A 12,258-nucleotide genomic window follows, 5' to 3' on the forward strand; every position below is an offset into this window, starting at 1 on the left:
TTTAATATATTTAGATATGTGCTACATAATCACCTCTTATGTTCAAAAAAAGAGAAAATATCTACGATATTGAAGAGGGAAATCTTCTATCACCAAAATTTGATAATGATGGGTTAATCCCAGTTATTACTATGTGTTCAAAAACAAAGGATATTTTGATGCATGGTTATATGAATGTAGAAGCTCTTAAAAAGACAATTGAAACTAAAGAGGCACACTATTTTAGTAGATCGAGAAAAGCTATCTGGCACAAAGGTAAAACAAGTGGTTTTACTCAAAAGGTTACTGAAATAAGAATTGATGATGATCAAGACTCAATATGGATAACAGTTGATATCGGTGATGGAGCTAGTTGTCATGTTGGTTATAGATCATGTTTTTATAGATCAGTTCCTATGGGACCAATAGAAAACGGAAGAAAAGTTGAAATGGAATTTCTTGAAAAAGAAAAAAAATTCGACCCTGAAGAAGTTTATAAAGGTCAACCAAATCCTACTAAAATTTAATGAGTGAAAAACAAAAAAATGTTCTAGGTGAAGACCTGGAAGAATGTTCAAATGATCCTTTAACAGGTTGGTTTCGTGATGGTTGTTGTAACACTGACGAGAATGATCATGGACTTCATACAGTTTGTGCCAAAGTTACTACCGAATGCCTAGAGTGGATGAAAGAAGCGGGTAACGATTTAATTACTCCACACCCTGAATTTGGGTTTCCGGGTTTAAAAGATGGAGATGGATGGTGTTTGTGTGCTAGTTGGTATGCAAGAGCAGTTGAGGCCGGTAAAGGATGTCCAATATTTTTGAAAAGAACCCATGAAAACACTCTTAAATATGTACCTATTGAAACTTTAAAAAAGTTTGCAATAGACTTATCTTAATTACATATTTCCATATCTTGGACCGCCGCTACCCTCTGGAGTAACCCAAGTAATATTTTGAGATGGTTCTTTAATATCACAAGTTTTACAATGGATACAATTTTGTGAATTAATTACAAATTTATTTACATCATTTTCTTTTTGAACTTCATACACACCTGCAGGACAATATCTTTGAGCAGGTTCATCAAATTTTTCTAAAGTATAATTGATTGGTAAATCAGGATCTTTAAGTTTTAGATGAACTGGTTGATTGTCTGCATGATTGGTGCCTGTTAGATAAACTGAACTTGTTTTATCAAAAGTAATTACATTATCGTATTTTGGATAATCTATTTTTGGCATTTGATTGGCAGGTTTTAATGTTTCATGATCAGCATGTTTATGTTTAAGTGTAAAAGGAAGTTTTCCTCTAAATAAAATTTGATCGATACCTGTGAAAATTATTCCTAAAATTAATCCCCAGCTAAAACTGGGTTTCACGTTCCGAGCTTCATAAAGCTCTTTATGTAACCAGCTATTTTTAAATTTATCTTCATAAATAGATAAATCTTTGTTTTCTTTTAAATGTTCATTAATTGTTTCGGCTGCAATAATCCCACTCTTCATAGCTGTATGAGAGCCTTTAATTTTTGGCATATTTAAAGTTCCAGCATCACAACCAACCAACAAAGCTCCAGGCATGAACATTTTTGGCAAACTTTGAAATCCACCTTCAATTAAAGCTCTTGCGCCGTAAGAAATTCTTTTTCCACCTTCTATAATTTTTTTAATTGTTGGATGTGTTTTAAACCTCTGAAATTCATCATATGGAGAAAGGTGAGGATTTTTGTAATCTAGACCAATTACATAGCCCAGAAAAACTTGTTTATTTTCTGCATGGTACATAAAACTCCCACCATATGTATTGTTATCTAATGGCCATCCAGCTGTATGCATAACTAAGCCCTCTTCATGATTTTTATCCTCTATTTCCCAAATTTCTTTAAAACCAATTCCATATTGTTGGGGATCTTTACCTTTGTTTAATTCAAATTTTTCAATCAATTGTTTTCCTAAGTGGCCTCTGCAACCTTCGGCAAAAACAGTTACTTTACCTAAAAGCTCAATACCTGGTTCAAAACTATCTTTTTTATTACCATCTTTATCTATACCCATATCTTGAGTTGCAACACCTTTAACAGATCCATCTTCGTTATATAAAATTTCACTTGCTGGAAATCCTGGAAAAATCTCTACACCTAGATTCTCAGCTTGTTCTGCAAGCCATCTACACAGATTTGCTAAACTGATAATATAATTTTTATGATTTTGTTGCACCGCAGGTAGTAGCCAAGTTGGCCAACTTAAAGATTTGGTTTTTCCTAAAAATAAAAATTTTTCTTTAGTTACTTTTGTTTTGATTGGAGAATTTAATTCTCTCCAATTTGGTAGTAATTCATCTAAAGCACGCGTTTCAAATACATTTCCACTTAAAATATGAGCTCCAATCTCTGATGCTTTTTCTAATAAACAAACATTTAGATTTGGATCTAATTGTTTTAACTTTATTGCAGCTGATAATCCTGATGGTCCTCCACCAATGATTACAACATCATATTCCATTGATTCTCTAGACATACTCTAGTTTTTAACTGTAAGGATTATTTTTGTATAGTGTTTAATTTGTTCAGCTCTTCCATGAACTGAGGCAGTGCCTCAAATAAATCAGCTTCAAGTCCATAATCTGCAACACTAAAGATTGGCGCTTCACCATCTTTATTAATTGCAACTATAACTTTACTTTCCTTCATTCCTGCTAAATGCTGAATGGCACCTGAAATTCCAACAGCTATATATAGATCTGGTACTACCACTTTTCCTGTTTGTCCTACTTGATGATCATTACTTATGTATCCAGCATCTACTGCTGCTCTTGATGCTCCAATTGCTGCACCTAGTTTGTCAGCAATTTCTGTAATTAATTTAAAATTGTCCCCACTTTGCATTCCTCTACCACCTGATACAACAATTCTTGCTGTTCCAAGTTCAGGTCGATCAGATTTAATTTCTTCTCTTTTGATAAATTTTGTATTTGAAAACTCTTCACTAGCATCCACTTTTTCAATTGGGGCTGATCCACCTGTACTCTCACATGGATCGAAAGAAGTGGGTCTGATTGTAACGCACTTTTTAGCATCATTACTCTTAATTGTTGCAAAAGCGTTACCGGCATAAATTGGTCTTAAAAAAGTATCTGATGATATTACTTTAATGATGTCACTTACTTGCGATGTGTCAAGATGAGCTGCAATTCGTGGCATCAAATTTTTTCCAAATGTATTTGCTGAACAAACAATGTGAGAATAATTTTCTGCTAGTTTAACAATCACTGGAGCAAAATTTTCTGCTGTGAAGTTTTCATAGTGAGCTCCTTCTACACTCAATACTTTTTTTACTACTGGAAGTTCAGATAATTGTTTTGCAGCATCTGCAGAATTTTGACCAATAATTACAGCATGAACATCTGAATCGATTTGAGATGCTGCTGTAGCTGCATTAAGAGTAAATGGTCTTAATTCTTTATTATTGTGTTCTGCTATAAGTAAAACTGCCATTAAATTACCTTCGCCTCATTTTTTAACTTTTGAACTAATTCAGCAACATTTGCTACTTTTATACCTGCTTTTCTTTTTGGAGGTTCCTCTACTTTTAATTGTTCTAATCTTGGTGATACATCTACGCCTAAATCAGAAGCAGCAATTTCCTCTATAGGTTTTTTCTTAGCCTTCATTATATTTGGTAGTGATGCATATCTTGGTTCATTCAGCCTAAGATCACAAGTTACAATAGCTGGAACATTTATTTCAATTGTTTCAAGACCTTCATCTATTTCTCTAGTTACTTCTAATTTATTATCTTTAACATCAATCTTAGAGGCAAATGTTGCTTGTGGCCAATTTAATAAAGCACTCAACATTTGGCCTGTTTGATTACAATCGTCATCAATTGCTTGTTTGCCCATAAATACTAAATCTGGTTTTTCTTTATCTACTATTTTTTGTAAAATTTTTGAAACAGCGAGTGGCTCTAGAATTCCATCAACTTTTACATGAATACCTCTATCTGCACCAACTGCTAAAGCTTTCCTAACTGTTTCTTGAGCTTTTTCTTCTCCAACAGTTACTGCAACTACTTCTGTAGCTTTACCAGCCTCTTTAATTTTTACAGCCTCTTCTATTGCATTATCATCAGGAGGATTGGTTGACATTTTAACATTGTCAGTAACTACACCCGTTCCGTCTTCTTTAACTCTGATTTGAACGTTGTAATCAATAACCCTTTTTACAGCTACTAAAATTTTCATTAAGCTCTTAATAAATTATTTTCTGAATCATATGGACTCTCATCTAAAACAGTAGCGTCGTACATTTCACCTAATATATCAACTTGTAATTTGTCGCCCACATTTGAACAATCTGGCTTAACCATTGCAAGAGCTATTGATTTATCTAATCTAAATCCAAATTCGCCACCAGTTGCTCTTCCAACAACTTTTCCGTCTTTAAAAATTGGGTTATTTCCAAGCACATCGGCATCTTTAGTGTTATGAACTTCTAAAGTAACTAATTTGTTATCAAAACCTTTTTCTCTCCATTTATTAAGTGCCTCTAATCCAATAAAGTTTCCTTTATTTGGGTGAACAAATCTATCAAGACCAGACTCGTATGGTGAGTATTCAATTGATAATTCTGTGCCAACTAGTTTATAAGATTTTTCTACTCTTAAACTATTCATTGCCCTAATTCCAAAAGGTTTAATTCCTAAATCTTTACCTGCTTCCATTAATTTATCAAAAATATGGTTTTGATATTCAATTGGATGATGTAGTTCCCAACCAAGCTCACCCACAAAGTTTACTCTCATTGCATTTACTGGAGCATATCCAACATTAACATTTTTAGCAGTCAACCATTTGAAATTTTCATTAGAAAAATCGTCTGTTGAAACCTTTTGCATTAATTGTCTTGCTTTTGGACCAGCTACTACCAGAACTCCTGTACTATTTGTTAGATCTTCAAATATTACAGATCCATCATCTGGCATCCATTTTTGTATCCAATCATGGTCTAATCTTAAATTTGCTCCAGCAGAAACTAGATAATAACTATTTTCCGCTTCTTTCATTATTGTAAATTCTGAATGCACTCCACCTTTAGTGTTCAAGGCATGACATAAATTTATTCTTCCAATTTTTTTAGGAAGTTTGTTTGCAACCAAATAATCTAAAAATTCTTCTGCTTTAGGTCCCCTAATTCTACATTTTGCAAACGCAGTCATATCTAAAAGACCTACGTTTTCTTTAACATTTTGACATTCTTTTTTAATAGCATCAAACCATTTCGATCTTCTAAATGACCAATCATCTTTTTGTTCCATTCCATCTGTTGCAAAAAAATTAGGTCTTTCCCATCCAAACTTCTGACCAAACACAGCGCCTAAATTTTTCATTCGTTCATAACAAGGAGCTGTTCTTAATGGTCTTGCTGCTGGTCTTTCTTCATCTGGATAGTGAACAATAAATACATGGCTATACGCTTCTTCATTTTTTGCTTTCAAATAAGATTTAGTTGCATAGTTACCGTAACGTCTTGGTTCAACTCCTAACATATCAATTGTAGGTTCACCATCAACGATCCACTCTGCTAACTGCCAGCCGGCGCCACCTGCTGCAGTAATTCCAAAACTATGTCCTTCATTAATCCAAAAATTTTTAAGTCCCCATGCAGGACCAACAATTGGGTTTCCATCAGGAGTATAACAGATTGCTCCATTATAAACTTTCTTTACTCCAACTTCTCCAAACGCAGGTACTCTGTGAATTGCACCTTCAATGTGTGGAGCTAATCTGTCTAAATCTTCTTGAAATAATTCATATTCTGAATTTTTTGACGGACCTTCTACATAACAAGCTGGTGCTCCATCTTCATAAGGACCTAAAATCAATCCTCCAGCTTCTTCCCTCATATACCATCTGCTATCACTATCTCTTAAGACTCCCATTTCTGGTAATCCATCTTTTTTTCTTTTTTGAATTGCAGGATGTGGTTCTGTAACAATGTATTGATGTTCAACAGGTATTACTGGTATATCTAATCCTACCATTTCACCTGTTTGTCTCGCAAAATTTCCAGAACAAGAAATAACATGTTCGCACTCTATTGATCCCTTATCTGTTTCCACAATCCATCCATCTTTAGTTTGCCTCATTGATAGGACAGTTGTGTTTCTATAAATTTCTGCTCCTCTATTTCTTGCACCTGTTGCTAATGCTTGTGTTAAATCTGCTGGTTGAATATATCCATCTTCAGGGTGTTGTATTGCGCCAACTAAATCATCTGTATGACATAATGGCCAAATTTCTTTTACTTGTTCTGGTTTCAAAAATTTAACATCTACTCCGATGGTTCGAGCGACGCCTGCGTATTGATGGTATTCATCCATTCTATCTTTTGTACTTGCTAGACGAATATTTGAAACAACACTAAAGCCAACATTTTTTCCAGTTTCTTCCTCTAATGTTTTGTAAAGATTAACTGCATATTTATGAAGTTGTCCAACTGAATAACTCATATTAAATAAAGGTAGTAGTCCTGCTGCATGCCAAGTTGATCCTGAGGTTAATTCTTTTCTTTCAACTAGAACAACATCAGACCAACCCTTTTTTGCTAAATGATACAGGGCACTTACCCCTACAACTCCTCCACCAACTACTACAACTTTAGTTTTTGTTTTCATTCTGCGATTCCTACTAAATTTTTAATTGTTACGAAACAAAAATGTATATGTGAAAAATCAAATTGAGCTTCCAAGAGGGATTGGACTGGATACCATTGTGGTTAACCAACAGTCTTTCAAAATTCCCTCAAAGGTATACTTTTCGACTTGCCAATTGAATTTGTGATAAATTTTGTCCTTATCAAGAATAATAACTTCAAATTGAGCCCATTTGTCACTACTTCCAAGCTCAGTTATTGTGTGACTTAGGTGGTTAATCATCATCCCATAAGAGTCGCTTTTTATCATCATCTTAAAGTTGCTTAATGGCCCTGTTACTCTCTTATTATTTGGGTGAGCAAATTTCCAAGTTTGTTCTATGCCGCTATCTTTATATTCAAGATCATTTTGTTGAAGCCCACTCAATTGAATTTTAATAACTTCTTTCGGGCTTATAGTGCTATTGGGGCTTAATAATTCAGCGTAAGAAAATGAGATAAAGAAAAAATATAAGATTACAGCCTTAAAGATTATTAGCGGTTTTTCTAACATCATTCAAAAATTCTTGTCTCTTTGCATCACTGACAAAGGGTACTGCAAAATATCTTCTATAGACAATGTTATATATGCCACACATATGGAATACTCCTCTTTTTAATCTTCTAATTGGTAAGTTTAAAAAAAAAGTTGTAATTGCTAATCTTGGTGAACCATAAGTGCAGAATATTATAGCTTTTTTATCTCTTAAGTTTCCAATTGGATATCCATAGTTTCCAACTAACTGTTTAAATCTAAATGCCCATGGTGGAGCTAAAACTTTATCAATCCAACCTTCTACTATCGCTGGCATTCTAAAGTTCCAAATTGGTGCGATTAAAACAATAGTATCACTTTCCTCAATTCTTTTTCTATGATCTAAAACTTCCTGATCAGGTTCCTCACCAGCAAAAACTGGATTAAAGTTCTCTTTATATAAATCAACGACATCAACTTGATTTCCATTCGCTTTAGATTGTTTAACAAATTCATCTCGGATTGCCGCATTAAATGAACTGTCATTATAATGTCCGTAGACTAAGAAAATTTTTTTACTCATAATAATCTATATTCTTAAAATAATTTAAATTTCTTTAATTAATTAATAATATTTATAAAAGATATTTTTTGATCAAATTTTTGTCAAAATTTTTAATTTTTTTATATCTTTCTGGATGCCACATTATGCCTATCATCTTATACTTATTATGTGAAAAAGACTTTACAACTTTATCAGAGGAATAAGCTAATAATTTTAAATTATTTCCTAATGTGTTTTTAAAAAAACCAAAATCATGATAGGAATTTACTTTAATATCAATATTTTTAACTAACGGTCCGAAAATCCTATGATATTTTCTTACATGGTTAGAAACTCTTTTTAACTTTCCGCCAAAAAAAATATTTAAGGCTTGAGCACCTCTACAAATTCCTATTATTGGGATATTTTTATTTATTGAAATTTTAATTAATTTATTTTCAGTAAAATATCTTAAATCTTTTTTTAATGGATCGCCACCTCCTGACAAAATAATTCCTTTAGGAGCAATTTGTTTAATAAATTTACTTAAATTTTCCAAATTATTTGGAACAAGTATTGGTGTATATCCTAATTTTTGAATTAAAGATGGTAACTTTGAATCTATATTATCTCTATATTCATTAAATTTTCCAATTTTTTCAAATCTTTGAGTAATAACAATTTTTTTCATATTTTATTCTTTACTCTGAAGTTTTATACTTACTTTTATTAATAATTAATACAAACACGATTGGGAGAATTAAAGTTAAAAGTGTTACAAAAATCAATAAAATTCCAAGCTCAGAATAATCTGCTGTAGTTTGTATTTCGCCAGAAACTTTATCCTTAACCTCTCTTGTTACAGTAAATATTTCATTCAAATATTTTGTACCCAGTGCACTTGCTGATAATGCAAGATTTGTAAACGATGCAAAAACTGCAAAAAAGGTTGCCTTTAAATGTGCTGGAGCATTTTTTGCTATCCAAGCTAATAGAGGTATCATTGATACTTGGCCAAGCGGAGACTCCAACGCAGTATTAATTAATGCAATAAACTTAGCATCAACAACTCCACCTGTTAACGAGGCTGTCCAGTTATGAAAACCATAATACATTCCAACACTTGGTAAAAACAAAATCGCACCCGCAATACTTAGAACTACAATTATTTTAGCAATTGAATTATTTGCCATAAAAGGTCTAAACAATACAATTCCTGCTAATGTTAAAATTGATGCCAATAATGATAGAACAGAAAAAAACTGCTCATTAAATCCAAGCTCATCAATTTCAAACCAAGTTAATCCTGGTCCAGGACCTGGCATGGCTCTAAATACAAAAATAATTACTGCTGTACCTACAATTGTTAATCTTAGTTCCTGAGGTAATTCCTTAATAAGTTTAAACATTAAAAACAAAATGATTATGACTGAGCCAATAAATACAATTTCTTGTGCAAACGGAACCTTAAAGGAACCAATAGATAATGTGAAAATAACAAAAACTAAACTTCCTCCTAATATCCACCAGTTTATTTTTGTTTTTTCGTTACCTCTTTCATCTTTAAATTCTAGACCTTTAGATTTTAAATTTTGTATTTTTTTATGTCTTAAATAATTTGCTAAAATTACACCTAAGATAGAAACCAATGGTATTACAAGAGCATAAATATAAATAGTTCCATATAAATTTATCTTATCGGCCTGCTCAAGGCTTTCCACATCTCTAAACAATATTACATTAACTAATGCAACAAGTACTGTACCGCCAATAATAGCAAACCTTCCAAGTGTTTGCATTGTTGTATGCATTATTTTTATTTGATCTTTAGAATAATCATTTCCTGTTTCATCAACCAAAGGAACTGCCTCAACTGTCATAGCATCGGCTACAACGTCCTGAACCACATAACCAACTGGAGCTAAAATTACACTTATCACAAACCATGTTTCTACCGAAAATACCTGGGCCATATCTTCAGTATGAATAATCAATCCATACATAATTAGTAAACTAAGAGCTATCAATGAAGCTCCAAAATAGACCATATAATTTTTTCTCTCCCAGATTAGATCTACTAAATGTCCTAATGGCATTTTTAATGCCCAAGGAATTCCAGCCCAAAAACCTAGGCCTGCTAAAAATGCTGCTGATAAATTTAAATAATCTTTAACAAAAAATGTACCAACAATACCTGTTAAACCAGAAATACCTGCAGCCATATAAACCATTAATGGAGGTAGATAAGTCCATTTAAATTGACGACCCAAATCTAAAAATGTGCTGTCTAAAAATTTAATTATTTTGCTCATTAGTCACTTAAAACTGGAAAAGCTTGTCTAACTTTTAAAAAATATTTTTGATATTCCATTTTAGTACATTTATTTTCAATATACTTAATATCATTTTTTTCCATCAATTCTTTTGCCTTTTCGTCTCGTATTCCGAGTTGTAACCATAAAACTTTAGCACCAATTTTAACTGTATCTTCTGCAATAGAATAAACTTCTTTTGATGGTCTAAAAACATCTACAATATCAACCTTATCTTTAATATCAGATATTGTAGCAAAAACTTCTTCTCCTAAAATTTTTTGTCCCGCAGCTCTAGGGTTAACGGGATAAACTTTAAATCCATATTTTTGCATATATTTCATAACTATAGTTGATGCTTTTGTAGTATCGTTACTAACTCCAACCATTGCGATTGATTTATATTTTGAAAGAATTTCTTTAATATCGCTCATTTATTATTTTTAATTTGTTCTTCACAAAATATTTTAGCTTCAGGGACTGTCATTGGTTTTTCTAATTTTTGGCTACCAGCAATACATGCATCTATTGCTCTTTTTTGATTATGATCTTTAAAATTATAAATTACAAACATGCCAACAATAATAAAAACAACTATTAAAACATTCTTTATCATTATTTATTTTTCCATTTTGGTTTTCGTTTTTCGAGGAACGCAGAAATTCCTTCTTTTGCATCCATTGCCATCATATTAAGGGTCATCATTTTGCTTGTATAAGCGTAAGCTTTACTTAATGGCATTTCTAACTGTTTGTAAAAAGCTTGTTTTCCAATTTTTATTGTTAAATTAGATTTTGAGGCAATTTTGTTTGCTACTTTTAAAACTTCATTATTGAGTTTAGCTTTTGAAAAATTATCATTTATCAACCCTATTTCTTTTGCATAATTAGCATTGATAGGTTCTCCAGTTAATAACATTTTCATCATTGGTTTTCGATTTATCTTTCTACTGACAGCAACCATAGGTGTACTACAAAATAAACCAATATTTACACCAGGAGTAGCAAACAACGCGTCCTTAGTACTATAAGCTAAATCACAACTTGCAACCAATTGACATCCGGCTGCAAATGCTGCTCCATGAACTTTAGCAATTACAGGTTTCCTACCTTCAACAATCTGAAGCATTACTTTTGAGCAAAGATTAAATAATTTTAAATATTTATCTCTCTTTTTTAAACCCCTAACTTCTTTTAAATTATGTCCTGCGCTAAATCCTTTACCAGCACCCTCTAATATTATTACTTTAACTTTTTTATCAGTATCTAATTTTTTTAATGCCTTTAATAAATCTGAAAGATTCTTGAATGATAAAGAATTATAAGTTTTTTGTTCATCAATGATAATTGATGAAACTTCTTTATTAATTTTTTTAATTTTAATGTTACTAGTCATTTAATCAGTTAATCCATCTGATCTGGCCTGATTTCTTTCTATATGAATTGGTAAAACTTTGCCATAAATTGCTTTGGAATGTTCTGGAGTGTTTACTCTCCAAGGATCTAAAACATAAGCTGGAATACACATATATCTTGATTTTTGGCCTTCAACTTTTGTTACCCTATGTAATGTAAATCTACCTTTAAATATTTGTAAATCTCCTGGCTCTAATTTTAATTGTCTTACTCTTGTTCTGTCTCCTGCTATAACTTTTTGAACTTCTTCAAAATTTTCATTTCCTGCTTCTCTTATATTTGGACAGTACTCAAATACACCACCCTTCTCAGGTTTTTGAATCATTAAACTAAGCGTAAATTCACAACTATCAAAATGCCATGGGAGTACTCCATCTGGTTTCATAACATTGTACGCATGACATGCTAAAGGATCTGCCCATCTATAAATAGGAGAAACACCTAAACAAGCAGATACAAATTTTAAAAGTTCTTCAGTTTCGTATAGATATTTCATCTCAGAATCTTTTGGAAAACAATCTGAATTTAAATATCCATTGTATCTATTCATAAAAGTTCTTTTTGGATGTTCTTTTGGTAATGAGGGATCATCCTTTGCATACAAATAAGCATTTATGCTCTCTTTAGACATATAAACTTCGTCTAATTGTTTTTCTAACTCAGAATTCATTACCTTAAGTGATTTAGGTAAAATAAAATTTGGAATTGTTGAACAACTATGTTGATCCAGTTCTTCTTTACATTTTTTAACTAGATTTTTAATTATTGGTGAATTTAAATCGTGTATTGGATATTTTTCTAAATCTACAATAGTCTTAAGTCTATCGTTCATTTAAT

14 protein-coding genes are annotated in these 12,258 nt (G+C 31.9%); 2 read left to right on the top strand and 12 right to left on the bottom strand.

What is annotated here, in order from left to right:
• Positions 1-38: 38 nt before the first annotated feature.
• Together hisI and AMN88_RS03070 are read left to right on the top strand one after the other, a co-directional pair.
• A complete protein-coding gene (gene hisI / locus AMN88_RS03065; RefSeq protein WP_075536371.1) occupies positions 39-506 on the top strand; it encodes a phosphoribosyl-AMP cyclohydrolase in 468 nt (155 codons plus the stop codon).
• On the top strand, positions 506-880 hold the full coding sequence (locus tag AMN88_RS03070; RefSeq protein WP_072090395.1) for a DUF2237 family protein: 375 nt from the start codon (positions 506-508) through the stop codon (positions 878-880). The genes hisI and AMN88_RS03070 overlap by 1 nt, the downstream gene beginning before the upstream one ends.
• Here AMN88_RS03070 and AMN88_RS03075 read toward each other — a convergent pair whose 3' ends face one another.
• Genes AMN88_RS03075 through AMN88_RS03130 form a run of 12 tightly spaced genes read right to left on the bottom strand, consistent with a single transcriptional unit; the run spans position 881 to position 12,253 of the window.
• Positions 881-2,500 carry an electron transfer flavoprotein-ubiquinone oxidoreductase gene (locus tag AMN88_RS03075; RefSeq protein WP_075536372.1) on the bottom strand — a complete coding sequence of 540 codons (1,620 nt, stop codon included), beginning with the start codon at positions 2,498-2,500 and terminating at the stop codon, positions 881-883. It abuts the gene before it with no gap.
• A 23-nt stretch (positions 2,501-2,523) separates the two neighbouring features.
• Positions 2,524-3,477, bottom strand: coding sequence for an electron transfer flavoprotein subunit alpha/FixB family protein (locus AMN88_RS03080; protein ID WP_075536373.1), 954 nt, complete (start codon positions 3,475-3,477; stop codon positions 2,524-2,526).
• A complete protein-coding gene (locus AMN88_RS03085; protein ID WP_023854121.1) occupies positions 3,477-4,226 on the bottom strand; it encodes an electron transfer flavoprotein subunit beta/FixA family protein in 750 nt (249 codons plus the stop codon). The genes AMN88_RS03080 and AMN88_RS03085 overlap by 1 nt, the downstream gene beginning before the upstream one ends.
• On the bottom strand, positions 4,226-6,658 hold the full coding sequence (locus AMN88_RS03090) for a GcvT family protein (RefSeq protein WP_075536374.1): 2,433 nt from the start codon (positions 6,656-6,658) through the stop codon (positions 4,226-4,228). The genes AMN88_RS03085 and AMN88_RS03090 overlap by 1 nt, the downstream gene beginning before the upstream one ends.
• A 57-nt stretch (positions 6,659-6,715) precedes the next feature.
• Entirely contained in the window at positions 6,716-7,192 is a 477-nt protein-coding gene (locus AMN88_RS03095; protein WP_256997787.1) for a hypothetical protein, read from the bottom strand.
• On the bottom strand, positions 7,161-7,733 hold the full coding sequence (locus AMN88_RS03100) for an NAD(P)H-dependent oxidoreductase (protein ID WP_075536375.1): 573 nt from the start codon (positions 7,731-7,733) through the stop codon (positions 7,161-7,163). The genes AMN88_RS03095 and AMN88_RS03100 overlap by 32 nt, the downstream gene beginning before the upstream one ends.
• 52 nt (positions 7,734-7,785) lie before the next feature.
• A complete protein-coding gene (locus AMN88_RS03105; protein ID WP_075536376.1) occupies positions 7,786-8,385 on the bottom strand; it encodes a gamma-glutamyl-gamma-aminobutyrate hydrolase family protein in 600 nt (199 codons plus the stop codon).
• A 10-nt stretch (positions 8,386-8,395) separates the two neighbouring features.
• The gene (locus AMN88_RS03110; protein ID WP_075536377.1) at positions 8,396-10,006 is read right to left on the bottom strand and encodes an MFS transporter; all 1,611 of its coding nucleotides are present in this window, start codon (positions 10,004-10,006) and stop codon (positions 8,396-8,398) included.
• Complete coding sequence (locus AMN88_RS03115; RefSeq protein WP_075536378.1) at positions 10,006-10,440, bottom strand: CoA-binding protein; 435 nt, start codon at positions 10,438-10,440, stop codon at positions 10,006-10,008. Before AMN88_RS03115 ends, AMN88_RS03110 begins: the two co-directional genes overlap by 1 nt.
• A complete protein-coding gene (locus AMN88_RS03120) occupies positions 10,437-10,622 on the bottom strand; it encodes a hypothetical protein (RefSeq protein ID WP_075536379.1) in 186 nt (61 codons plus the stop codon). Before AMN88_RS03120 ends, AMN88_RS03115 begins: the two co-directional genes overlap by 4 nt.
• Positions 10,622-11,401, bottom strand: a complete 780-nt coding sequence (locus AMN88_RS03125) for an enoyl-CoA hydratase (RefSeq protein WP_075536380.1) — start codon at positions 11,399-11,401, stop codon at positions 10,622-10,624. Before AMN88_RS03125 ends, AMN88_RS03120 begins: the two co-directional genes overlap by 1 nt.
• Positions 11,402-12,253, bottom strand: a complete 852-nt coding sequence (locus tag AMN88_RS03130; protein WP_075536381.1) for a HalD/BesD family halogenase — start codon at positions 12,251-12,253, stop codon at positions 11,402-11,404.
• Between the last annotated feature and the right edge of the window lie 5 nt (positions 12,254-12,258).

Origin of the sequence: Candidatus Pelagibacter communis, from assembly GCF_001180165.1 — a bacterium.
In the GTDB taxonomy this organism is placed as follows: Bacteria; Pseudomonadota; Alphaproteobacteria; order Pelagibacterales; family Pelagibacteraceae; genus Pelagibacter; species Pelagibacter ubique_P.